Origin of the sequence: Streptomyces sp. NBC_01433 (assembly GCF_026340105.1) — a bacterium.
Classification (GTDB): Bacteria; Actinomycetota; Actinomycetes; order Streptomycetales; family Streptomycetaceae; genus Streptomyces.
Map to the genome: position 1 here is coordinate 4,893,079 of NZ_JAPEPM010000001.1, position 22,772 is coordinate 4,915,850.

Sequence of the window (22,772 nt, forward strand, 5' to 3'; positions counted from 1 at the left end):
GCCGCGCCGGGCGGGACGGTGGGCGCGGACCTTCCGGGACCCGTTACGCGGAAGTAACGTGCGGGTGTGACCCCATCGACCGTGCACAGTCCGCCCCGGCTGTACGGCCGCGGCGGTGAACTCGCCATCCTGGAAACCCTGTTGACCCGGCTGCGCCGGGGCGGTGGCGGTGCGCTCGTGCTGACCGCGCCCCCGGGCCTCGGCCGCACCGCCCTCCTGCGGCAGGCCGCCGCCGCCCACCGGGACCGCGGCGCGGGGCCCCTGCTCCAGGCCACCGCGGCCCCCGCCGAACACCATCTGCCGTACAGCGGGCTGCACGCCCTGCTCTGTTCCGCGCCGGGCCCCCTGCCCGTACCTCCCGACCTCGTACTGCGCAACGGCATCACTCCCGGCGCACTGCTCGCCATGCTGCGGGAACTCGGCGCCGAACGGCCGCTGCTCGTCTGCGTGGACGACGCCCACGCCTGGGACCCCGCCTCCCGGGCCGCCCTGGCCTTCGCGGCCCGCAGACTCGGTGCGGGCAGCCGGGTCGCCGTGCTGATCGCCGCCGTCGACGGGACCGGTGCCGCCGAAGGGACGGGTGCCGTCGATGAGGCCGGTGCCGGTGTGAAGACCGGCTTCGCCGGACTGCCCGCCCTTCGGCTCGGCCCCCTCGACGAGGACGCGGCCTCGGCGCTCCTGGACCGGCTGACCGCCGACGCCGGTGAGCCCGACCCGGTCGTACGGAGCGAGCTGCTGCGGGAAGCGGCCGGGAACCCGCGCCTGCTCGCCGGACTCGCGGGCCGTCTCACCGCCGGCCAGCTGACCGGGCGCACCCCGTTGCCGTACCCGCTGCCCGGCGGCGAGAGCGTGCTGGCCGCCCACGCCGCCCACCTCGACGGACTCCCGCCCGACACCCGCACCCTGCTCCTGCTCGCCGCGGCGGCCCAGGAACACGAACCCGAGGGCACCGGGGCGGACACCGCCCTGCTGCTGCGGGCGGGCGACCGGGCGGGCCTGGCCCCCGCGGTTCTGGACCGTGCGCTGTTCGGGCCCGCCGGAACCGTGAGCGCACTCCAACGTACGGGCAGCCGCGTCCACTTCCGCGTCCCGCTGCTGGGCCGCGCCGTCCTGCACCACGCACCGCCGGAGCGCCGCCGCGTCGCCCATGAACTGCTCGCCACCCTGCTGGCGGGTGCCTCGCCGCAGCGGCCGTCGCTGCCCGCGCTCGTCCAGCGGGCCTGCGCCGCCCCGGGCCCGGACGCCATGCTCGCCGGGCTGCTGGCGGTGGCCGCCGTCGCCCCGTGCCCGCCCGCCGAACGGTCCGCCGCGCTGGTCCGCGCGGCCGTGCTCTCCACCGACGCCACCCTGCGCGCCGCGCGGTTCGCCGAAGCCGCCGACCACGCCCGGCTCGCGGGCGACCCGGCCCGGACCCGCGCGCTGCTGGCCCGCCGCGGTCCGGCCGGTGCCCCGGAGAGCGGCCTCGGCCCCTATGTGCACGGCATGCTCGCGCTGCGCGCCGGACCCGCGGCCGACGCCAGGGAAGCGCTCCTCGCCGCGGCCGTGCTGCTCGCCCCGCACGACCCGCGCCGCACCCTCGACGCCCTGCTCGGCGCGGCCGAGGCCGCCTGGGCGATGGGCGACGCCCGTGCCTACCTGGACGCGATGAACCGCGTCCCCGTCGCGTCACCCGACCGCGCCCTGGACCGGTACCGCGCCGGAATGTGCGCCGTGCTGGGCTCACGTACCGCCGAAGGACACGCCCTGCTGCGCCGGTGCCTCGACTCCGCCGACCGCACCGAGGACCCGCCCGCCCTGCTGCGGGCCGGGGTCGCGGCCCTGGTGCTCGGCGAGGTCGACGCCGCCTGCCGGGCCGGGGCGCGGGCGCTCGCCGCCGTACGCACGAAGGGGCCCGACGAGCTGCTGCCGCAGGCCCTGGAGCACCTCGCCTACGCCGAACTGCGGGCCGGACGGCACGCCGGGGCCCGCGCCCACGCGCTGGAGGGCCTGCACGCCGCACGCCGCACCGGACAGCCCAACGCCTCCGCCCACCTGCACGCCGTGCTGGCCCTCGCCGCGTCGGTGGAGGGCCCCGCGGAGGTCTGCGCCGCCCACCACGACGCCGCCCTGGCCGCGGCGGGTCCGCACGGGCTCGTCCAGGCGGTGACCCTCGCCACCTGGGCGGTCGCCCGCGCGGACCTGGCCTGCGGGCGCCCCGGTGAGGCCGCCGCCCGGCTCGCCCCCCTGGTGCGGCCGGGACCGCACCAGGGCCACTTCGCCGCCCGGATGCTCGCCGTGCCCTGCTACATCGAGGCGGCCACGCTGTCCGGGCGGGCCGCCGCCACGGACGGCGACGGTGCGACGGCGGCCGGACTCGCCGCGGCCGTCGCCGAGTTCGCGCGGTGGAGCGCGAACACAGCCGACCCGCAGGCCCCCGCCCAGCTCGCCCGCTGCCGGGCCCTGCTGGCACCCCCGGAGGAGGCCGCCGCCCGGTACGCGGAAGCCCTGGCCCACCACGACCGGGCCGACGGCGGCTTCGAACGGGCCCGCACCCAGCTGCTGTACGGGCAGTGGCTCCGCCGCCGACGCCGTACCAGGGAGGCCCGCGGCCCGCTGCGCGACGCCCTCGTCGCCTTCGAACGCTGCTCCGCACGCGCCTGGGCGGTCCGGGCGGGCGGGGAGCTGCGCGCGGCGGGCGAGGCGGTGGACGTACCGGAGACCGGGGGGACCGGGCCGTCGGCCGGGCTCACCCCGCAGCAGCGGCGCATCGCCCGCTGTGTGGCCGAGGGGGCCACCAACCGCGAAGTGGCGGTGCGGCTCTCCCTGAGCCCCCGGACCGTCGACCACCATCTGCGCAATGTCTTCGCCGCGCTGGGCGTCCGCTCCCGGACCGAACTGGCCCGGCTGTTCACCGGTAGCCGGTCGCAAGTCCCTTATGTGTCCGGGAGGTTGCCGGACCGTGATGAGAAGTATCCCGCCGGCCTCTAGGTACCGACCGGGCGGTATGCCATTCTGCGACCGTCAGGATCATTCGGTTGTGCTCGCGCCCAACGCCGGGCGGGGTGCCCGAGCCGGCCGCACCCGGAGCCGGCCGATTCCCGGTGGAGGCCGCCATGCCACAGGTCGTACGTTCGCGGATCGGGGCGCCGCACGGTCCGCCCTCCGTGGCGCCGTCGCCGCGGCGCTTCCGTTCGCTGGCCGACCGCGAGGCCGTCGAGGTGCTGCACCGGGCCGCGCGGGTCCTCGTCGCGGCGCTGCCGGAGCTCACGGAGCGGCTCGTCGACGCCCTGTACGAACAGGAACCCGGCTACCGCCCGGCGATCGAGGCCGACCGGTCCGAGGTCTGGCAGGAGGTCCACCGTTCGCTGCGGCACAACGTCGGCTCGCTGATCCAGCCACGGGAGTTCCGGGAGGCCGCCCACCGCACCTCGCGGCGGATCGGCGAGATCCGCGCCGGGCAGGGTGTGCCGCTCGACGCCGTCCTGCACGCCTTCCGGATGGGCGGGGCGATGGTCTGGCAGGACCTCGTCGCCGAGACCGCCCGCCGGAACCCCGACGACGTCCGGCTGCTCGTCCATGTCGCCGCCGATGTCTGGAACTTCGTGGACGAGCACTGCGGGGTGGTGGCGGACGCCTACCGTCAGGCCGAACGGCGGCTGACCTGGCGCCGCGAGAACCGGCAGCGGCTGATGACGGCCGCGCTGCTGGACGGCACGGCCCGGATCGCGGATCTGCCGGACGCGGCGGCGATGCTGGGCATCCCGGAGCACGGCCGGTACGCGGTGCTCGCCGTCCAGGCCGTCCCGGCAGTCCCCGTTGCCCACCGCGCTCCGCACGTCGCGGCCCTGCCGCCGCTGACCCTGCCCGCAGGCACGCCGGTGCTCTGGCACTCGGCCCCGGAGGCCGAGCTGGCGATCCTGCCGCTGGACGGGGCCGCGTCGGCGCGCACGGCGGTGGAGCGCGGGTCGGTCGAGGACGGCACGGGCCCGGACGGCGGCAGTGACGCCGACACCGACGCCGCTGCTGCGGCCTTGGGCGAACTCGCCCTGATAGCAGCTGAGTTGTCGGCTCCCGACGGTACCCGGACCGGGATCAGTTCGGTCGTGGAGGGGCTTGCCGGGCTCGGCGACGCGAGGAGGCTGGCGCGGACCGCGCTCCGGGCCTGCCCGGCGGCCGGGGGAGTGGTCCTGCTCGACGACCACCTGCCGACCGCCCTCGTCGTCTCCTCCCCGGACCTCGGCACCGCGCTCGCCGCCCGGGTGCTGGGGCCGCTCGGCCGACTGGACCCCGCCGACCGGGACGTCCTCATCGCGACCCTCACGGCGTGGCTGGACTCGGACGGGTCGGCGCAGCGGGCCGGGGCGCGGCTGTACTGCCACCGCAACACCGTGCTCAACCGGCTCCGGCGGTTCGAGCAGCTCACGGGGCGGTGCCTCACCCGGCCCTCGGACGCGGTCGAGGTGTCCCTGGCGCTGGCCGCGCGACGGTTGCTGGGCGGCTGAGGGGCCCGGAACGTCGGACCCGCCGGACCCGCCGGACCCGCCGGACCCGCCGGACCTGCCGGACTCGCCGGACCCGCCGGACCTGCCGGACTCGCCGGACCCGCCGGACCTGCCGGACTCGCCGGACCCGCCGGACTCGCCGGATCGTCGCCCGGTAGTCGACCGATCCCGCTCGCCCGGCAGCGTGACCGGGGCACCACCGGCATGGGTCCGGACCGTCGTCGCTCTCGGTATCGGCGCGGGCGGCGTCGGTCCCCTCGCGTACGCCCCCTCGCCGGGCCGGCCCGGCCCCGTACCGGCCGGAGGGCCTTACATCCCCAGCTGGGCCGTGTGCAGCCGGGTCACCGCCTCCTTGTCGCCGTCCAGCTCCACCGCCGCCGCGTCCTGCCGCCCGAACGCGAACAGCAGCAGCTCGCCCGGCTCCCCGGTCACCGTCACCACCGGGGTGCCCTTGTGCGCCACCGCCGTCTGGCCGTCCGGCCGGCGCAGCACCATCCCCACCGGGGATTTGCGGCCCAGCAGCCGGGCCGTCCTCTCGGTGCGCGCCCACAGCACATCGGCGAAGACCGGGTCCAGCTCCCGCCGGGACCAGTCGGACTGGGCCCGGCGCACGTCCTCCGTATGGACGTAGAACTCGATGGTGTTGGCCACCTCGTCGATCTGCTTGAGGGAGTACGGGGAGAATCGCGGCGGACCCGTACGGATCAGCTGGATCAGCTCCTCGTACGGCTTCGCGGCGAATTCGGCCTGCACCCGCTCCAGCCGGCTCCGCAGCGCGCCCAGGAGCAGCCCGCCCGCCGCGTCCGGCCGCCGCTCGCGCACCACCACATGGGCGGCCAGGTCACGGGCGTTCCACCCGTCGCACAGGGTCGGGGCCTCGGGGCCTGCCGCCTCCAACAGGTCGGCAAGCAGAAGACGTTCACGCTTCGCATGGGTCGACATGACCGCCAGCGTACGGCCGGTCCCCGCGGTCCGCCCAGTGGACGCCCGCCCGGCCGGTGCCCGCCACCACGGCACAATGGACCGTATGACCAGCACGCCCGGCCCCCCGCCGCCCGCCAGCAGCCTCGACCCCGCCATCGCCGCCCGCCTCAAGCGCGGCGCCGACGGCCTGGTGCCCGCCATCGCCCAGCAGTACGACACCGGCGAGGTGCTGATGCTCGGCTGGATGGACGACGAGGCGCTGCACCGCACCCTCACCACCGGCCGCTGCACCTACTGGTCGCGCAGCCGCCAGGAGTACTGGGTCAAGGGCGACACCTCCGGGCACGTCCAGCGGGTCAGGTCCGTCGCCCTGGACTGCGACGCCGACACCGTCCTGGTGAAGGTCGACCAGACGGGTGCCGCCTGCCACACGGGGGACCGCACCTGTTTCGACGCCGACGTCCTCCCCCTCGCGACGCAGTAAGGTCACCGGCCATGGATCTCGACACCTTCCGCAAGCTGGCCGTCGACCGGCGCGTCATCCCCGTCAGCCGCCGGCTCCTCGCGGACGGCGACACCCCGGTCGGGCTGTACCGCAAGCTCGCGGCCGAGCGGACCGGCACCTTCCTCCTCGAATCCGCGGAGAACGGCCGCACCTGGTCCCGCTACTCCTTCATCGGCGTACGCAGCGACGCCACCCTCACCGCGCGCGACGGGCAGGCCCACTGGCTCGGCACCCCGCCCGTCGGCGTCCCAGCGGCCGGGGACCCGCTCCAGGCGCTGCGCGCCACCGTCGAGACCCTGCACACCCCGCGCGACCTGGTCGCCGACGAGGGGCTGCCGCCCTTCACCGGCGGCATGGTCGGCTATCTCGGGTACGACATCGTGCGCCGCCTGGAGAAGATCGGCGAGCACGGCGGGGACGACCTGGAGCTCCCCGAGCTGACCATGCTCCTCACCTCGGACCTCGCCGTCCTCGACCACTGGGACGGCACGGTCCTGCTGATCGCCAACGCGATCAACCACAACGACCTGGCCACCGGCGTCGACGAGGCGTACACGGACGCCGTCGCCCGGCTCGACGCCATGGAGCAGGACCTGCGCAGCCCCGTCGAGAACGCCCCCGCCGTCCTGCCCCCGTCCGAGCTGCCGCCGTACACCGCCCTGTGGGGCGGCGAGGAGTTCCAGGACGCCGTCGAGGACGTCAAGGAACGCATCAGGGCCGGTGAGGCCTTCCAGGTCGTCCCCTCCCAGCGCTTCGAAACCCCGTGCACGGCAAGTGCGTTGGACGTCTACCGGGTGCTGCGCGCCACCAACCCGTCGCCGTACATGTACCTCTTCCGCTTCGACGGGTTCGACGTCGTCGGCTCCAGCCCCGAAGCCCTCGTCAAGGTCGAGGACGGGCACGCCATGCTCCATCCGATCGCCGGGACCCGGCACCGCGGTGCCACCCCGCAGGAGGACCAGGCGCTCGCCGAGGAACTGCTCGCCGACCCGAAGGAACGCGCCGAGCACCTGATGCTCGTCGACCTCGGCCGCAACGACCTCGGGCGCGTCTGCGAACCCGGCAGTGTCGAGGTCGTCGACTTCATGTCGGTCGAGCGGTACTCGCACGTGATGCACATCGTCTCCACCGTCACCGGCCGCGTCACCGAGGACCGCACCGCCTTCGACGTCCTCACCGCCTGCTTCCCGGCGGGCACCCTCTCCGGCGCCCCCAAGCCGCGGGCGATGCAGATCATCGAGGAGCTCGAACCCACCCGCCGCGGGCTGTACGGAGGCTGCGTCGGCTACCTCGACTTCGCCGGGGACTCCGACACCGCCATCGCCATCCGCACCGCGCTGCTGCGCGACGGCACCGCGTATGTGCAGGCCGGAGCCGGGATCGTCGCCGATTCCGACCCCGTCGCCGAGGACACCGAATGCCGCAACAAGGCCGCCGCCGTCCTGCGCGCCGTCCATACGGCCAACCGGCTCCGCGAGCACCGGAGCGGTAAGGGATAGTGGAGGGCGTGAGTGCCGTCCCCGTACCCCAGCCCCGTGCCCGAGCCGTCGCGTCCGACTCCGCCTCCGCCCCCGACAGCGCGGGAAGCCGCCGCAGTCTGGCCGCCGGTCTGTTCCTCGGCGCGATCGGCGCGGCCGTCGTCCTCCTCGCCACCGGTCAGACGTGGGCCGAGGGGAAGGCCGCCGTGGGCGGCGGCGCCCTGCCGCTGACCGCGGACGGCCAGGACGTCACTGGGCTTCCGGCCGCCCTGGCCATAGTCGCCCTGGCCGCGCTCGTCGCCGTCTTCGCCGTGCGCGGCGCCGGACGCCTGGCCGTCGCCGGGCTCCTCGCCCTCAGCGGCCTCGGCGCCGCGCTCAGCGCCTGGTCCGGCGCCTTCGACAGCTCGGCCCTCGACGCGAAGGCCGCCCGGTCCACCGGTGACGCCTCGGCCACGGTCGGCGCCCTCAGCCACACCGCCTGGCCCTACGTCACCGCCGTCGGCGGCGTGCTGATCCTGCTCGCCGGACTGCTCGCCCTGCGCTACGGCAGCCGCTGGCCCGCCATGTCGGGACGGTACGAGCGCGACGGCACCCCGCGCCCCGGCCGGGCGCCCCGCACCGCTCCGGATCCCGACCGGCCCGAGGACCTGTGGAAGGCCATGGACCGCGGCGAGGACCCGACGCGCGAGGCATGACCCCCCAGCTCACGTCCTACCAGCACGTACGGGACAATGGCCGTGAGCTTTCCCCGCGGCGACAGCCACGGCGATACCCACAGCGCAACACCAACGAGGAGCAACTCATGGCGGGCAGCAGCCACGGACACACCCCGGCCGCCTGGACCGGTGTCATCATCTCGTTCATCGGCTTCTGCGTCGCAGGCGTCTTCATGGTCGCGGCCAACCCGCTCGGCTTCTGGGCCGGTATCGCCGTCATCTTCGTCGGCGGCATCGTCGGCCTCGCCATGAAGGCCGCCGGTCTCGGCATGCCGAAGGAGTCGTCCGAGATGGCGGCGGCCAGGGCCCGCGCCGGACAGGCGCAGATCTCCCACTGATCCGGGACATGTCCGGCCCCGGCCGGAGACACGACGCGAGGCGCAGCCCGGCACGGGCTGCGCCTTTCCGTATGAGCGGGGACAATCAGCGGGTGGACGCCTCGCCTTCTCCCGCCGCAGCCCCGCCCCCCGACCCCGGGGCGGCCCGCCCGGCCCCGCACCAGGGCCCGGGGCCGCAGTCAGTCCGGCCGGGGCCGGGACCGGGACCGCAGCCCGTCCAGCCGGGGCCGGGACCGCAGTCCGTCCCGCACCTCCCGTACGCGACCGAGCCCCCGCCGTACGCCCCCGGCGGCCCCGCCGGACCACCCTCCGTGCCCCCCGTGCCCGCCTCGCGCCTGCGACGCCTCGTCACACCCGTGGGCATCCTGGCCGTCGTCGTCGCCGCGTTCGGTTACGTCGCCACGGTCGACCCCAATGAGCCCGGCCACTACCCGGTCTGCCCGCTGCTGGCGCTCACCGGGCTGTACTGTCCCGGCTGCGGCGGGCTCCGCAGCGCCCACGCCTTCGCCCACGGCGACATCGGCGCGGCGTTCGGCGCCAACGCCGTCGCCGTCGTCGGCTACTTCCTCTTCGCCGTCGTATGGGTGCTCTGGATGGTCCGGGCCGGTCGGGGGCAGCCCCTGCGGATCGGTCTGGCGCCGGTCTACTGGTGGGGCATCGGCGCCGCTCTGCTGATCTTCTCCGTCGTCCGGAATCTGCCGTTCGGATCGGCCCTGGCACCATGAATGCCCAGGTAGTGGGACACAACCCAGCCGGATGCGAGCCCTGTGGCCTCCTGCGGATACCATCGGGATGGCTGATCCTGTTCGCTCATCATCGTTTCGGAAGGGGGCCGCTCGCGTGAGTGTGCTCGACGAGATCATCGACGGCGTACGCGCCGACCTCGCGGAGCGGCAGGCGCGCGTCAGCCTCGACGAGCTGAAGGAGCGCGCGGCCCGCGCCCCCCAGGCCAAGGACGGAGTCGCCGCCCTGCGCGGCGAGGGCGTCACCGTCATCTGCGAGGTCAAGCGCTCGTCCCCCTCCAAGGGGGCCCTTGCCGCGATCGCCGACCCGGCCGCGCTCGCCGCCGACTACGAGGCGGGCGGCGCGTCCGTCATCTCGGTCCTCACCGAGGAGCGCCGCTTCGGCGGTTCGCTCGCCGACCTGGAGGCCGTCCGCGCCAAGGTCGACATCCCGGTCCTGCGCAAGGACTTCATCGTCACCTCCTACCAGCTGTGGGAGGCCCGCGCCTACGGCGCCGACCTCGCCCTGCTGATCGTCGCCGCCCTCGACCAGGAAGCCCTGGTCTCGCTCATCGAGCGTGCCGAGTCGATCGGCCTGACGCCGATCGTCGAGGCGCACGACGAGGAGGAGGCGGAGCGCGCCGTGGACGCCGGAGCCAGGATCATCGGTGTCAACGCGCGCAACCTGAAGGACCTCAAGGTCGACCGCTCCACCTTCGAGCGCGTCGCCCCCGAGATCCCGGACCACATCGTCAAGGTCGCCGAGTCCGGCGTCCGCGGCCCGCACGACCTCATCGCCTACGCCAACGCGGGCGCGGACGCCGTGCTCGTCGGCGAGTCCCTGGTCACCGGCCGCGACCCGCGCGCCGCCGTCGCCGATCTGGTCGCCGCGGGCGCCCACCCGGCACTCCGGCACGGGCGGGGCTGACCCGGCCCGTGTCCGCCGACCGCCGCCCCGTGTCCCGCGTCCGGCCGGGCCTGCGCCCCGCCGGGGCGAGCGCCCGGGACCCGCACGCCCCGTTGGCGCGCGGCTGCCGTCCCCGTGGCTGCCGCGCCCCCGCGCGGCGTGTCCACGGCCGGCGGGTGCGGTATGTGATCGGTGACGAGCCCGGCCAGGTCAACGGCATGCGATGGCGCACGGGGTCCGCGCCGTAGCGAGCCCCGGCCGACGTACCGCACCACCCCACTCGTACGTACGACCGCACCGCCCCGACCGCCCGCCGGTCGCGGTGGCGCTCCGCTCACGGCGCATACGGTGAATCCACCCGTTGCCATGCCAAGGAGCACGTCGGATGTCCTCTGACTTCTTCATTCCGGACCCCGAGGGTCTGATCCCCAGCGCCGAGGGCTATTTCGGTGACTACGGCGGCAAGTTCATCCCGGAGGCGCTCGTCGCCGCCGTGGACGAGGTCGCCGTCGAGTACGACAAGGCGAAGGCCGACCCGGCCTTCGCCGCCGAGCTCAACGAGCTCATGGTCAATTACACGGGCCGCCCCAGCGCGCTGACCGAGGTCCCGCGCTTCGCCGAGCACGCGGGCGGGGCCCGGGTCTTCCTCAAGCGCGAGGACCTGAACCACACCGGTTCGCACAAGATCAACAACGTGCTGGGCCAGGCGCTGCTCACCAAGCGGATGGGCAAGACCCGCGTCATCGCCGAGACCGGCGCGGGCCAGCACGGCGTCGCCACCGCGACCGCCTGCGCCCTGTTCGGCCTCGAATGCACCATCTACATGGGCGAGATCGACACCGAGCGGCAGGCGCTGAACGTGGCGCGGATGCGGATGCTCGGCGCCGAGGTCATCGCCGTGAAGTCCGGCTCGCGCACCCTCAAGGACGCCATCAACGAGGCGTTCCGCGACTGGGTCGCCAATGTGGACCGCACGCACTACCTCTTCGGCACGGTCGCGGGCCCGCACCCGTTCCCGGCGATGGTCCGCGACTTCCACCGGGTGATCGGCGTCGAGGCCCGCCGTCAGATCCTGGAGCGGGCCGGCCGGCTGCCGGACGCCGCGGTCGCCTGCGTCGGCGGCGGCTCCAACGCCATCGGGCTCTTCCACGCCTTCATCCCGGACGCGGACGTCCGCCTGATCGGCTGCGAACCCGCCGGACACGGTGTGGAGACCGGCGAGCACGCGGCCACCCTGACCGCGGGCGAGCCCGGCATCCTGCACGGTTCGCGCTCCTACGTCCTCCAGGACGACGAGGGCCAGATCACCGAGCCGTACTCCATCTCGGCGGGGCTGGACTACCCGGGCATCGGCCCGGAGCACTCCTACCTCAAGGACATCGGCCGCGGCGAGTACCGCGCGGTCACCGACGACGCCGCCATGCAGGCCCTGCTGCTCCTGTCCCGTACCGAGGGCATCATCCCGGCCATCGAGAGCGCGCACGCGCTGGCCGGCGCGCTGGAGGTCGGACAGGAACTGGGCAAGGACGGGCTGATCCTGATCAACCTCTCCGGCCGCGGCGACAAGGACATGGACACGGCGGCCCGCTACTTCGGCCTGTACGACGGGGGTGCCAAGTGACTACGCACAGCGGAAACACGGACCTGCTGGGCTCGACGCTGGCGAAGGCCAAGGGGGAGGACCGGGCGGCGCTGATCGCGTATCTCCCGGCCGGCTTCCCGACCGTCGACGGCGGCATCGAGGCCGTCAAGGCGGTCGTCGCGGGCGGCGCGGACATCGTCGAGGTGGGGCTGCCGCACAGCGACCCGGTGCTCGACGGCCCGGTCATCCAGACCGCCGACGACATCGCCCTGCGCGGCGGCGTCCGGATCGCCGACGTGATGCGTACGGTCCGCGAGGCGTACGAGGCGACCGGCGCCCCGATCCTGATCATGACGTACTGGAACCCCATCGACCGGTACGGCATCGAGCGCTTCACCGCCGAGCTGGCCGCGGCGGGCGGGGCCGGGTGCATCCTGCCCGACCTGCCGGTCCAGGAGTCCGCCGTCTGGCGCGAGCACGCCGACAAGCACGGCCTCGCGACCGTGTTCGTCGTCGCGCCCAGCAGCCAGGACGCCCGGCTGGCCACCATCACGGCGGCGGGCTCCGGCTTCGTGTACGCCGCCTCGCTCATGGGCGTCACCGGCACCCGCGAGTCGGTCGGTGACGAGGCCCAGGACCTGGTGCGCCGCACCCGCGCCACCACCGACCTCCCCGTCTGCGTCGGCCTCGGCGTCTCCAACGCCGAGCAGGCCGCCGAGGTCGCGGGCTTCGCCGACGGAGTGATCGTCGGCTCGGCCTTCGTCAAGGGCATGCTGGACGCCCCCGACGAGGCGGCGGGTCTCGCCGCGGTCCGCGCCCTGGCGGGCGAACTGGCCGAAGGTGTTCGAAAGCGCTGATATCAGGCGTCACCCAAATGGGTGGAACTGGGACCGGGGAGGCGCGTACGTGCCTCCCCGGTTCGTTGCTGCGGGTGTGAGCGAGAACCGTGAGGGAAACAGAGCCGCGCGTGAGCGCCTTGCCCAGCAGCGCGAGCGGGACAAGGCGCGCGAGCGCCGCCGGCGCACGCTGATCGTCTCGGCCGCCGTGGTCGGTGTGCTGGCCCTGGCGGCCGTGGGCGGACTGATCGCCGCCAACGCGGGCGGCGACGGAGGCAGCAGCGGTGGTGCGGGTCCCGCCGTCGCACCCTCGGGCGCCACCGGCAAGGACGCGCTCACGATCCCGGTCGGAGCGACCGACGCCCCGTCCACGCTCACGATCTGGGAGGACTTCCGCTGCCCGGTCTGCGCCCAGTTCGAGAACGCCTTCCGGGACACGATCGCGGAGCTGGCGGACAGCGGCCAGATCAAGGTGGAGTACCACCTCGCCACGATCATCGACGGCAATCTCGGCGGCGACGGATCGCTGCGCGCCGCCAACGCGGCCGCCTGTGCCCAGGACGTCGGCAAGTTCCCCCCGTACCACGACGTCCTCTACAGCAATCAGCCCGCCGAGTCCGATGACGCCTTCGGCAGGAACAGCAAGCTGATCGAGCTGGCGGGCAAGGTCGAGGGTCTCGACACACCCGGCTTCCGCAGCTGCGTGGAGAGCGGCAAGCACGACAGCTGGGTGACCAAGTCCGACACGGCGTTCCGCAACGGCGGGTTCCAGGGCACGCCGACCGCGCTGCTCAACGGGGTGTCGGTCTTCCCGAAGAAGGGCGACGAGCAGATCTCCGCCGCGAACCTCAAGAAGTGGGTCGCCGAGGCCAACAAGGGCAAGAAGCCGGGCACGGCCACTCCGGCCACCCCGGCCCCCTCGGGGTCCTGACGGGGGTGCGGGGCGGGCGTCCGGCGGGCGCCTCGTTACCCAGACGTTGCCGGGTGGCTTGCCGTACGTGCCACCCGGCAGGGTAGCGTCGACCCCGTCATGAACCTTGCCTTCATTCCCAGCCCGTCGACCGGCGTGATCGATCTCGGCCCGATCCCGCTCCGCGGCTACGCGTTCTGCATCATCATCGGTGTCTTTGTCGCCGTCTGGTTCGGCAACAAGCGCTGGATCGCCCGGGGCGGCAGAGCCGGCACCGTCGCCGACATCGCCGTGTGGGCCGTGCCCTTCGGCCTCGTCGGCGGCCGGCTCTACCACGTCATCACCGACTATCAGCTGTACTTCAGCGACGGTGAGAACTGGGTGGACGCCTTCAAGATCTGGGAAGGCGGCCTCGGTATCTGGGGCGCGATCGCGCTCGGCGCGGTCGGCGCCTGGATCGGCTGCCGTCGGCGCGGCATCCCGCTGCCCGCCTGGGCCGACGCCCTGGCCCCCGGCATCGCCTTCGCCCAGGCCATCGGCCGCTGGGGCAACTGGTTCAACCAGGAGCTGTACGGCAAGCCGACCGACCTCCCGTGGGCGCTGAAGATCAGCGAGGGCCCGAACCGGGTCGCGGGCACCTACCACCCGACCTTCCTGTACGAGTCGCTGTGGTGCGTCGGCGTCGCGCTGCTGGTGATCTGGGCCGACCGCCGCTTCAAGCTCGGCCACGGCCGGGCGTTCGCGCTGTACGTCGCGGCGTACTGCACGGGCCGTGCCTGGATCGAGTACATGCGGGTCGACGAGGCCCACCATGTGTTCGGCCTGCGCCTCAACGTCTGGACCGCGATCATCGTGTTCGTCCTCGCCGTCACGTACATCGTGATCTCGGCGAAGGTGCGCCCCGGACGCGAGGCGGTCGTCGAGCCCGCCGCGGCCGACTCCGAGGCGAAGGACGGCGAGCCCGAGGCGAAGGACGGCGACTCCGAAGCCGTCGCTGACGCCACCGACGTGACCGACGACGCGGACAAGGAAAGCGCGGAGCAGGACAGCGCGGACAAGGACGACTCGGACAAGGACGACGCCGAGAAGGACCGGCTGGAGAAGAACGGCGCCCCCGAGGCGGCCAAGAAGATCTGACCGCGTTTCCCGGGGGCACCCCCCCCATCTCCTCAGTCGCCGGACAGGCTGGTAGTTCCAGCCGGTCCGGCGTTCTGCTGTCCGAGCGCCAGCGTCCTGCGCGCCGACGCCACCACCGCCGCGTCCACGAACCGCCCGTCCGGCAGCGCCAGCGCACCCGCGTCCACCGACGAGGCGGCCACGATCTGCTCGGCCGCCTCGATCTCCCGGGCCGTCGGCCGGAAGGCCCGCTCGATCACCGCCAGCTGCCGGGGGTGGATCGCCGCCCGGCCGAGCATCCCCAGCGCCCGCCCCCGCCCGCAGGACGTCCACAGCCCGTCCAGGTCCCGGACGTCCGGGAACACCGACTGGGCGGGCGGCGGCAGACCGGCCGCCCTCGCGGCGACCACGGTCCGGCTGCGCGGCCAGTCCAGCCCGGCGTCCTCCCGTACCCCCAGATCGGCCCGGAGGTCCGCCTCGCCGAGCGCGATGCCCCGCACGTCGGGATGGGCCGTCGCGATCGAGTAGGCGTGCTCGATCGCGAGCGCCGATTCGAGCAGGGGATACAGCGGCACCCCGGGGGCCACCGCCGCCACGTGGTGCACGGACACCGCATGGGTGATCTTGGGCAGCCGGAACCCGGAGAGCCCCGGCAGCCCTGCCAGGGCCCGTACGTCGTCCTCGCCGTGCACCCGGACATGGACCGGCACCGTGCCCGGGGCCGTCGTGACCGGGTCGGCCAGGAGCTCGGCGGTGGCCGCCCGCGCGTACTCCTTGCGGTCCGGCGCGACCGCGTCCTCCAGATCGACGATCACCACGTCCGCGCCCGAGCCGAGCGCCTTGCGCACTACCTCCGGCCGGTCCCCGGGAACGTACAGCCAGGTCAGGGGCACGAACAGGGGGGTCATAGGGCTCCCTGCGCCCGCAGCGCCGTGATCTCGGGGGCCGACAGGCCGAGGCCGGTGAGGATCTCCTCGCTGTCCGCCCCGTGCGGGCGGCCCGCCCAGCGGATCGCCCCCGGCGTCTCGGACAGCCGGAACAGGACGTTCTGCATCCGCAGAGGCCCCAGCTCCGGGTCGTCCACCTCGGTGATGGTGTCCAGCGCCCGGTACTGCGGATCCTCCATCACCTCCCGTACGTCATGGATCGGCGCGATGGCCGCCTCCGCCTTCTCGAACGCGGTCAGTGCCTCCTCGCGGGTGTGCCGGGCGATCCAGTTGCCGACCGCTTCGTCCAGCTCCTCGGTGTGCTCGGCGCGGGTGGTGCCCGCCGCGAACCATGGCTCGTCGATCAGTTCCGGGCGGCCGACCAGCCGCATGACGCGCTCGGCCACCGACTGCGCGGAGGTGGAGACGGCGACCCAGTGGCCGTCGCGGGTGCGGTAGGTGTTGCGCGGGGCGTTGTTGCGCGAGCGGTTGCCGGTGCGCGGCTGGACGTAGCCGAGCTGGTCGTACCAGAGGGGCTGCGGGCCCAGCACCGTCAGGATCGGCTCGATGATCGCCATGTCGACCACCTGGCCGCCGCCGGTGGCGTCGCGCCCGGCGAGCGCGGCCATCACCGCGTACGCGGTGGCGAGCGCCGCGATCGAGTCGGCGAGTCCGAACGGCGGAAGCGTCGGCGGCCCGTCCGGCTCCCCGGTGATCGCGGCGAAGCCGCTCATCGCCTCGGCGAGGGTGCCGAAGCCGGGACGGTGCGCGTACGGGCCGAACTGGCCGAAGCCGGTGACCCGGGCCAGTACGAGACGCGGGTTCACGGCCCGCAGCTCCTCCCAGCCGAGGCCCCAGCGCTCCAGCGTCCCCGGCCGGAAGTTCTCGATGATCACATCGGTGCCGGCGGCCAGCCGCAGCAGGACGTCGCGGCCGCCGGGGGAGGACAGATCGAGCGTCAGATTGCGCTTGTTGCGGCCGAGCAGCTTCCACCACAGGCCGACGCCGTCCTTGGCGGGGCCGTGCCCGCGCGAGGGGTCGGGCCTGCGCGGGTGCTCGACCTTGATGACGTCGGCACCGAAGTCACCGAGCATCGTGGCCGCGAGCGGTCCGGCGAAGAGCGTGGCGAGGTCGATGACCTTCAGACCGGTCAGGGGGCCTTGGGCAGGGTGCTTCATGAGGCATCGATCTCGCTTCGGTACGGCATGGAGGTGGAGGCGCCGGGCCGCTGTACGCACAGGGCGGCGGCCGAGGACGCCCAGGCCAGCGCCTCGGGAACCGGGCGGCCCTCGCCGAGCGCCACCGCGAGCGTGCCGACGAAGGTGTCCCCGGCGCCGGTCGTGTCGACGGCGGTGACCTCGGGGGCGGGGAAGAGGACCGGTCCGCCGCCCCGGGCCGCGTACAGGCTGCCCTTCGCGCCGAGCGTGATGACGACCTCCGGGACCCGGCGGAGCAGCAGTTCGGCGGCGGCGTACGGATCGGCGCCGCCGCTCAGCGCGGCCGCCTCGTGCTCATTGGGGATCAACAGGTCGACGCAGTCGAGGAGTTCGTCGGGCAACGGCTGTACGGGCGAGGGAGTGAGGATCGTCCGTACGCCCTGGACGCGGGCGGCCCGTGCCCCCTCCAGCACGGCCGACAGCGGGAGTTCGAGCTGGAGGAGCAGCAGATCGGCGGAGGCGATCGCGGTGATCTCTCCGGGGCCGAGCGAGGTGACGGTGCCGTTGGCGCCGGGGATCACCACGATCGCGTTGGACCCGGTGTCGTCCACGACGATGTGCGCGGTGCCGCTCGGGCCGTCGACGGTGTGCAGGAACTCGGTGTCCACCCCGGAGCCGGACAGGTTGCCGCGGATCTGGTCGCCGTAGGCGTCGGCGCCGACCGCTCCGATCATCACCACGTCCCCGCCCGCGCGGGCGGCGGCGACGGCCTGGTTGGCGCCCTTGCCGCCGGGGATCGTCCGGAACTCCCGTCCGGTGACGGTCTCGCCCCGCTCGGGTGCCCTGGCGACGTAGGCGACGAGATCCATATTGGTGCTGCCGAGCACCGCGATACCGGTCATGGGCGCATTGCCTCCTGGTAGGTCAGTTCGGCGAGGGTGTCGAAGCCGGTCGCGTCGAAACCGGCGACGGATGTGGCGAGACGGTTCTTCAGCGGGGCGGTCCAGTGGTCGGGCAGCGCGGCGGGACGGCCGGCCAGCAGACCCGCGAGCGAACCGGCGGTGGCGCCGTTGGAGTCGGTGTCCCAGCCGCCGGACACCGCGCAGCCGATGGACCGGGTGAAGTCACCGTCGGCGTGGGTGAGGGCGGCGGCCAGCAGCGCCGCGTTGGGCAGCACATGGACCCAGTGGTACACGCCCGCGTACGCCGCGTGCAGCCGGTCCACCACCGTGTCGAAGTCCCGTTCCGCGCGGGCCGTCGCGATACCGAGGCGGACCGCGTGCGTGAACCGGGAACGCGGCGGCACCACACGGAGTCCGGCCGCCAGGCACCCATGGACGTCGCTCTCGCCACCGGCGGCCTCGGCGAGTGCGGAAGCGGTGAACATCGCCCCGTACACCCCGTTGGCGGTGTGCGTGAGGATCGCGTCCCGATGGGCCTGGGCGGCAGCGGCGGCCGGGTCGCCCGGATGCGTCCAGCCATGCGCGTCGGCCCGGATCTGTGCGCCGATCCACTCACGGAACGGGTTGCGGTGGCGGGCCGTCTCCGGCGGCTCGATGCCGTCCAGCAGATTGCGGTACGCGATGCGCTCGGCGGTGAAGACACGGCCCGCCGGGAGTTCGGCGAGCCAGAGCCGGGCGAGGTCGGCCGTGGTGAAAGCGCGCCCATGAGTGCGGAGCAACAGCACAGTGAGGAGAGGGTAGTTGAGGTCGTCGTCCTCCGGCATGCCGTCGATGTTCTCGGCCAGTGAGGTGGGTGCGGAGCGCCGGTTCCAGGGGTAGCGCTCCAGCAGTGCGGCGGGCACACCCCGGGCGGTGAACCAGGTGGTGAGCGGCCAGTTGCCGGTCGCGCGGGCCAGGTCGCGGATGCCGGTCAGCTCCAGCTTCTCGACGGGCTTGCCGAGCAGACAGCCCGCGGCGCGGCCGAGCCAGGCGGCGTGCAGCCGGTCCCGGTCGACGGGCGGCCGGTCGGTGCGGAGCGTCGGCCAGCGCGGGCAGGCCGCCCGGATCGCCTCCAGTTCCGTCGGCTCGTCGCCCGCCAACGGGGATTCCCGCAGGGCCAGTTCATCGAGGAGCCGCTCGGCCAGTGCGCGCAGCCGGGGCGGTGCGGGCGGCTCGGACGCCCCGGCGCGGTCCGGGGCGGGAGCGCCCCCGGCCCCGTACCAGCGCCGCTCGATGTCCCGCGTGTCCCGGCCGTCCTGCGCCGCCTGCCGCAGCTCGTGTCCGACCAGATCCTCGGGCTGCACCCAGGTCAGCCGGACGCTCACCGCTCACCGGCCAGCGCGGCGAAGGCCGACTCGTGCGCCCGGCGGCGGGCCGTGTCCCGTACGAAGATCTCGCGGGCCACCTCCGCCAGCTCCAGCGCCGGGGTGTGCAGATCGAGGCGACTGGCCCCGGCGACCGTCGCCGCCCAGTCGGCGGGGATCGCCGCCGCACCGTGCAGCGCGCCCGCGACGGCACCGCTCATGGTGGCGATCGAGTCGCAGTCGCGGCCGTAGTTGACGGAACCGAGGACGGTGCGGCGGTAGTCGCCGTCACCGACGAGCAGCATGCCGAGCGCGATCGGCAGCTCCTCGATGGAGTGCAGCCGGGAGGGGCGGCGGGCGCCGAGCGAGGGGGCGCGGTAGTCCGGGCCGACCGTGTCGAAGGGGGCGACGGCGGTGCGCAGCGGAACCAGCGCCGACTCGAAGTCGCCGTGTTCCAGCGCCACTTCGCAGACCGCCTCGATCGCGGACCGGGTCCCGTCCTTGGCCAGCGCCAGGGCGGTCTCGACGACGGACGTGGGGGTGGCGCCCGGTGAGCAGGCGGCGGCGACGGCGGCGGCGAAGACCGCGGCGGCCTCCCGCCCGTACGAGGACTGATGGGCCCCCGCCACCTCCAGCGCCTCGGTGTACGCGGCCTCGGGATGGGCGGCGTTGACCAGGCCGACCGGCGCCATGTACATCGCCGCACCGCAGTTGACGATGTTTCCGCTGCCCGCCTCGCGCGGGTCGACATGGCCGTAGTGCAGCCGCGCGACGATCCACTTCTCGGCCAGGAAGATCCGCTGGACGGGCAGCGCCTCGGCCTCCAGCTCCGGGATCCAGCGAGGGCGGGAGATCAGGTCCGGTACGAGATGGTCCGCGATGTCGTACGCGTCGAGGTGGTCGCGGACCGTGCCGTAGACCCGTACCAGCGCGTGCGTCATCAGGGTGTCGTCGGTGACGTGCCCGTCGCCCTTGTGGTACGGGGCGATGGGGCGTGCGGTGCGCCACTGTTCGCCGTGCCAGGGGCCGACGATGCCGCGCACCCGGCCGCCGTGCCGCTCGGTGATCTGTTCGGGGGTCCAGCCTTCGACGGGGCCGCCGAGCGCGTCGCCCACGGCGGCGCCGACGAGTGCGCCGGTGACGCGGTCATCGAGTGCGAGCGTGGGGGGTGAGGTCCGGAGAGCGGTCGTTGTGGGCGTCATGCCGGAATTGTCCACCCGCAGAGGCCGGTTCCGTGTCTGCCAGCAGCCCGGCGAGTTCGATGAGATCCGTGCCCGCGAGGCGGGGCAGCGCACATCCGGCCAGGGTGCGGCAGGCCTCGCGCCAGCCCGCCGGTACGGTGCCGATGCCGCCGAGCGCACCGGTCAGCGCCCCGGCGAGGGCGGGCGCGGAGTCGGCGACCCGCGACAGGCAGGCCGCCGCGGGGACGGCCTGGGCGATCTCGCCGCGGGCCGCGGTGGTCAGCGCGAGGGCGACCGGCACGGTCTCGGCCGCCGCGATTCCGTAGCTGTAGACGTGGTCGACGATCTGGTGCTCCAGCACCGGGATCAGGGCGAAGGCCCCGTGCGGGTCGGCCGCGAAGGCGCGGGCGAGCCGCACGGCGTGCTCGGCGTTGCGGGCGATCTCGGTGCCCTCGGGGAGCTGGGCGAGCGCGGCGTTCACCACCGTGTCGACGTCCGCTCCGGCCAGCGCCTCGGCGACGGCGGCGGCGACGGCGCGGGCGCCGTGCACACCGTCGCCGTCCTGTGTGTATCGGGCATCGAATTCGGCGAGTTCGGCGGCGGCGGCCGGGTCACCGGGGTGGACGACGGCGAGCACGGCGGCCCGTACACAGGCGGCGTCGTCGAAGTAGTGCGGATTGTCGTGACCGGTGGCGGGCGGCCGGAGACCGGCGGCGAGATTGCCGAGCCCGGCCCGTACCGAGATCCGGGCCCGCAGGGGGAGTACGGCGGCCTCGACCTCGGGCGCTCGGGCACCTGCCGCGGCGACCTTCGCGGCCAGCGCGTTCCAGGACCGGTCCACCGCGTCGCGCATCCGGCGGCCGGGGGAGAGGCTGTCGGTCCGGTCGGCGGCGCCGGCCAGCACCGTACGGGCGGCGAACGCGGCCCACTCGGCGTCGTCGGACGGACCGAGCCGGAGCGGTTCGGGCGGCTGGTTGAGGGCGATCGGGACCGGGAGCGTGGTGGTGGCGTTCAGCTCGGCGAAGGTGTCCAGCTCCCGGGTGAGCCGCCGCGTCCACTCGGGCATCCGGGCCGCCCGGTGCCGGGCGGCGGGCCATCCGGCGGCGTCCCCGGCCGCCAGCCCGATCAGCAACCCCTCGATCCGGCCCCGACGGACGGCGGAGGCGGGGGAGTCCGCAGGGGGCTGGTCGGGGTCGGGGGCCGTCAGGTTCCGGTCAAGGCCGCGGGCGGTCCGTACGTCCGCGGCGGTTCGGTCCTGGTCGGGGTCGCCGGTGGTCCGTACGTCCGCGGCGGTTCGGTCCTGGTCGGGGCGCGGGGGTGTGCCGGTGCCGTGGGTGGCCGGGCGTGAGGTGGTCATCGGCCCTCCTCCCGCACCGGCTCGAAGGACGCCGCCACGTACGCCATGTCACGCACCGTCTCCCTGGCGACCCCCGGCCCGCGTCCCCCGCCCCGCTCCTCCGCGCCTTCCCTGTCCTCCCGCTGCTCCGGTTGTTCCCGCTGTTCCGGCGGTTCGGGCTGTTCCCGCTGTTCCGGTTCCTCCGGGGTCAGCAGCTCCGCGATGTCCAGGACGTGGTAGCCCCGCATCGAGGGCAGGCAGCTGCCCCGGACCGGTCCGATCGCCGACGCCCAGTCGGGCGGGATCGCGCTCTCCCCGTGCAGCGCACCGGCCAGCGCCCCCGCCACCGCCGCCGTCGTATCCGCGTCGCGGCCCATGTTGACGGCCGTCAGCACCGCCGTACGGAAGTCGCCGCGCGCCACCGTGAACGCGCCGAACGCCAGGCCCACCGCCTCCGGGGCGAGGTCCGTCCACGGGTATCCGCCGATCACGACGGCCGAACGCACCGCGCGTTCCATGGTGAGGCGGTCCGGGTAGGGGCGCTGCGCGGCGGCCACCGCGCGCCGCAGCGAACGGGCCGTCCAGGAGTCCATCGGCACGACCGACAGCGCGGCGGCGATCACGGAGGCGAGCCCCGCCCCCACCATCGCCGCGGCCACCCCGGCCGCCACCGCCTGGCCGCCGTAGATGCCCTCGCCGTCATGGCTGACCCGGCCGTCGATCGCGACCAGCCGGGCCGCCTCGGCCGGGTGGCCCGCCGCGAAGACCCCGAACGGCGCCGCCCGCATCGCGAGACCGTCGCTCCAGGCGTGCCGGTGCTGTGCGGAGATCGGGGCCGCCAGCCCCCGGCGGAGGTTCTCCAGCGTGCCGCGCTCACTGAACCCGGCGCCGCGGAAGGGTCCCTCGTCGAGGTCGGCGATCCAGTGGTGCCAGGCCCGTTCCACATGCGGCACGGTGAGCGCCGCGCCGTGCCGGGCCAGCAGCAGCCCGGAGAAGATCGCGTACTCCGTGTCGTCCGTCCCCGCGGGGTCCTCGCTCACGAAGCCTTCGATCCGCCCCCAGCGGCGGCGGATCTCGGACGGCCGCAGATTCTCCGCCGGTGCGCCGAGCGCGTCCCCGACGGCGAGCCCCAGCAGCGCACCCCGGGCCCGGTCATTGCCTGCGATCGGTTCCATCGCGTCGCCCTTCGTTCGTGCCGACGGCCGTGCCGGGAGTTCCGGTTCCCGTCCCTGTCCGATCTGTCCCACGCGGAGCGAGGGGAAAGGCTGACAATCGCAATAAAAGGGCCAGTCGGATGACGGGCCAGGGGAGGTGAGCCTGGCCTTCCTTCCCTGGTCAGGGGCCTGGTAAGTACGGCCTGCCTTGCTGGCGGGCGGTCATTTTCGTGCGTACTTTCGATGGTGTTGAGCGGG

21 protein-coding genes are annotated in these 22,772 nt (G+C 74.3%); 13 read left to right on the forward strand and 8 right to left on the reverse strand.

All coding sequences use genetic code 11. The annotated features are described in order from the left end of the window. The first annotated feature begins 66 nt into the window (after positions 1–66). Positions 67–2,967 (forward strand): LuxR family transcriptional regulator, encoded by a 2,901-nt coding sequence (locus OG413_RS22020; RefSeq protein WP_266808037.1) that lies wholly within the window; start codon positions 67–69, stop codon positions 2,965–2,967. Positions 2,968–3,092: 125 nt separating this feature from the next. Further along, complete coding sequence (locus OG413_RS22025) at positions 3,093–4,481, forward strand: helix-turn-helix domain-containing protein (RefSeq protein WP_266808039.1); 1,389 nt, start codon at positions 3,093–3,095, stop codon at positions 4,479–4,481. Positions 4,482–4,790: 309 nt separating this feature from the next. Here OG413_RS22025 and OG413_RS22030 read toward each other — a convergent pair whose 3' ends face one another. Next, the gene (locus OG413_RS22030) at positions 4,791–5,423 is read right to left on the reverse strand and encodes a TIGR03085 family metal-binding protein (RefSeq protein ID WP_266808040.1); all 633 of its coding nucleotides are present in this window, start codon (positions 5,421–5,423) and stop codon (positions 4,791–4,793) included. Positions 5,424–5,508: 85 nt separating this feature from the next. On the opposite strand from OG413_RS22030, the gene hisI reads away from it, so the two are divergent. From hisI to lgt, 11 genes are all read left to right on the forward strand, one after another. After that, entirely contained in the window at positions 5,509–5,889 is a 381-nt protein-coding gene (gene hisI, locus OG413_RS22035; protein WP_266808041.1) for a phosphoribosyl-AMP cyclohydrolase, read from the forward strand. A gap of 11 nt (positions 5,890–5,900) precedes the next feature. Continuing rightward, positions 5,901–7,409, forward strand: a complete 1,509-nt coding sequence (locus OG413_RS22040; RefSeq protein ID WP_266808043.1) for an anthranilate synthase component I — start codon at positions 5,901–5,903, stop codon at positions 7,407–7,409. After that, positions 7,409–8,083: a TIGR02234 family membrane protein gene (locus OG413_RS22045; protein WP_266808045.1), complete on the forward strand. Its 675-nt coding sequence runs from the start codon at positions 7,409–7,411 to the stop codon at positions 8,081–8,083. Before OG413_RS22040 ends, OG413_RS22045 begins: the two co-directional genes overlap by 1 nt. A 107-nt stretch (positions 8,084–8,190) precedes the next feature. Then, a complete protein-coding gene (locus tag OG413_RS22050) occupies positions 8,191–8,442 on the forward strand; it encodes an HGxxPAAW family protein (RefSeq protein WP_266808047.1) in 252 nt (83 codons plus the stop codon). A 311-nt stretch (positions 8,443–8,753) separates the two neighbouring features. Continuing rightward, positions 8,754–9,167, forward strand: coding sequence for a DUF2752 domain-containing protein (locus tag OG413_RS22055; protein ID WP_266810295.1), 414 nt, complete (start codon positions 8,754–8,756; stop codon positions 9,165–9,167). 115 nt (positions 9,168–9,282) lie between these two features. After that, a complete protein-coding gene (gene trpC, locus OG413_RS22060; protein WP_073725349.1) occupies positions 9,283–10,092 on the forward strand; it encodes an indole-3-glycerol phosphate synthase TrpC in 810 nt (269 codons plus the stop codon). Positions 10,093–10,121: 29 nt separating this feature from the next. Continuing rightward, on the forward strand, positions 10,122–10,319 hold the full coding sequence (gene trpM / locus OG413_RS22065; protein ID WP_266808049.1) for a tryptophan biosynthesis modulator TrpM: 198 nt from the start codon (positions 10,122–10,124) through the stop codon (positions 10,317–10,319). A 137-nt stretch (positions 10,320–10,456) separates the two neighbouring features. Further along, positions 10,457–11,692: a tryptophan synthase subunit beta gene (gene trpB, locus OG413_RS22070; RefSeq protein WP_266808051.1), complete on the forward strand. Its 1,236-nt coding sequence runs from the start codon at positions 10,457–10,459 to the stop codon at positions 11,690–11,692. Continuing rightward, complete coding sequence (gene trpA, locus OG413_RS22075; protein WP_266808052.1) at positions 11,689–12,510, forward strand: tryptophan synthase subunit alpha; 822 nt, start codon at positions 11,689–11,691, stop codon at positions 12,508–12,510. Before trpB ends, trpA begins: the two co-directional genes overlap by 4 nt. A gap of 76 nt (positions 12,511–12,586) precedes the next feature. Continuing rightward, positions 12,587–13,420 (forward strand): thioredoxin domain-containing protein, encoded by an 834-nt coding sequence (locus OG413_RS22080; RefSeq protein ID WP_266808053.1) that lies wholly within the window; start codon positions 12,587–12,589, stop codon positions 13,418–13,420. Between the two features lie 99 nt (positions 13,421–13,519). Beyond that, positions 13,520–14,536, forward strand: coding sequence for a prolipoprotein diacylglyceryl transferase (lgt, locus tag OG413_RS22085; RefSeq protein WP_266808054.1), 1,017 nt, complete (start codon positions 13,520–13,522; stop codon positions 14,534–14,536). Between the two features lie 32 nt (positions 14,537–14,568). Here lgt and OG413_RS22090 read toward each other — a convergent pair whose 3' ends face one another. From OG413_RS22090 to OG413_RS22120, 7 genes are read right to left on the reverse strand one after another with little or no spacing between them, the layout of a single operon-like run. After that, on the reverse strand, positions 14,569–15,423 hold the full coding sequence (locus OG413_RS22090) for a CoA ester lyase (RefSeq protein WP_266808056.1): 855 nt from the start codon (positions 15,421–15,423) through the stop codon (positions 14,569–14,571). Beyond that, the gene (locus OG413_RS22095; RefSeq protein WP_266808058.1) at positions 15,420–16,619 is read right to left on the reverse strand and encodes a CaiB/BaiF CoA-transferase family protein; all 1,200 of its coding nucleotides are present in this window, start codon (positions 16,617–16,619) and stop codon (positions 15,420–15,422) included. Before OG413_RS22095 ends, OG413_RS22090 begins: the two co-directional genes overlap by 4 nt. After that, positions 16,616–17,500: a ribokinase gene (gene rbsK / locus OG413_RS22100; protein ID WP_266808060.1), complete on the reverse strand. Its 885-nt coding sequence runs from the start codon at positions 17,498–17,500 to the stop codon at positions 16,616–16,618. The genes OG413_RS22095 and rbsK overlap by 4 nt, the downstream gene beginning before the upstream one ends. Beyond that, positions 17,497–18,864: an ADP-ribosylglycohydrolase family protein gene (locus OG413_RS22105; protein WP_266808062.1), complete on the reverse strand. Its 1,368-nt coding sequence runs from the start codon at positions 18,862–18,864 to the stop codon at positions 17,497–17,499. Before OG413_RS22105 ends, rbsK begins: the two co-directional genes overlap by 4 nt. Beyond that, complete coding sequence (locus OG413_RS22110; RefSeq protein WP_266808063.1) at positions 18,861–20,045, reverse strand: ADP-ribosylglycohydrolase family protein; 1,185 nt, start codon at positions 20,043–20,045, stop codon at positions 18,861–18,863. Before OG413_RS22110 ends, OG413_RS22105 begins: the two co-directional genes overlap by 4 nt. Then, the gene (locus OG413_RS22115) at positions 19,990–21,381 is read right to left on the reverse strand and encodes an ADP-ribosylglycohydrolase family protein (protein WP_266808064.1); all 1,392 of its coding nucleotides are present in this window, start codon (positions 21,379–21,381) and stop codon (positions 19,990–19,992) included. Before OG413_RS22115 ends, OG413_RS22110 begins: the two co-directional genes overlap by 56 nt. Continuing rightward, on the reverse strand, positions 21,378–22,535 hold the full coding sequence (locus OG413_RS22120) for an ADP-ribosylglycohydrolase family protein (protein WP_266808066.1): 1,158 nt from the start codon (positions 22,533–22,535) through the stop codon (positions 21,378–21,380). Before OG413_RS22120 ends, OG413_RS22115 begins: the two co-directional genes overlap by 4 nt. Positions 22,536–22,772: the final 237 nt, after the last annotated feature.

Coding starts and splice junctions, on each gene's coding strand:
- OG413_RS22040 (WP_266808043.1), top strand. CDS start 5,901: ATGGATCTCGACACCTTCCGCAAGCTGGCCGTCGACCGGCGCGTCATC.
- OG413_RS22090 (WP_266808056.1), bottom strand. CDS start 15,423: ATGACCCCCCTGTTCGTGCCCCTGACCTGGCTGTACGTTCCCGGGGAC.
- OG413_RS22025 (WP_266808039.1), top strand. CDS start 3,093: ATGCCACAGGTCGTACGTTCGCGGATCGGGGCGCCGCACGGTCCGCCC.
- OG413_RS22050 (WP_266808047.1), top strand. CDS start 8,191: ATGGCGGGCAGCAGCCACGGACACACCCCGGCCGCCTGGACCGGTGTC.
- hisI (WP_266808041.1), top strand. CDS start 5,509: ATGACCAGCACGCCCGGCCCCCCGCCGCCCGCCAGCAGCCTCGACCCC.
- trpB (WP_266808051.1), top strand. CDS start 10,457: ATGTCCTCTGACTTCTTCATTCCGGACCCCGAGGGTCTGATCCCCAGC.
- lgt (WP_266808054.1), top strand. CDS start 13,520: ATGAACCTTGCCTTCATTCCCAGCCCGTCGACCGGCGTGATCGATCTC.
- OG413_RS22095 (WP_266808058.1), bottom strand. CDS start 16,619: ATGAAGCACCCTGCCCAAGGCCCCCTGACCGGTCTGAAGGTCATCGAC.
- OG413_RS22115 (WP_266808064.1), bottom strand. CDS start 21,381: ATGACCACCTCACGCCCGGCCACCCACGGCACCGGCACACCCCCGCGC.
- rbsK (WP_266808060.1), bottom strand. CDS start 17,500: ATGACCGGTATCGCGGTGCTCGGCAGCACCAATATGGATCTCGTCGCC.
- OG413_RS22120 (WP_266808066.1), bottom strand. CDS start 22,535: ATGGAACCGATCGCAGGCAATGACCGGGCCCGGGGTGCGCTGCTGGGG.
- OG413_RS22030 (WP_266808040.1), bottom strand. CDS start 5,423: ATGTCGACCCATGCGAAGCGTGAACGTCTTCTGCTTGCCGACCTGTTG.
- OG413_RS22110 (WP_266808063.1), bottom strand. CDS start 20,045: ATGACGCCCACAACGACCGCTCTCCGGACCTCACCCCCCACGCTCGCA.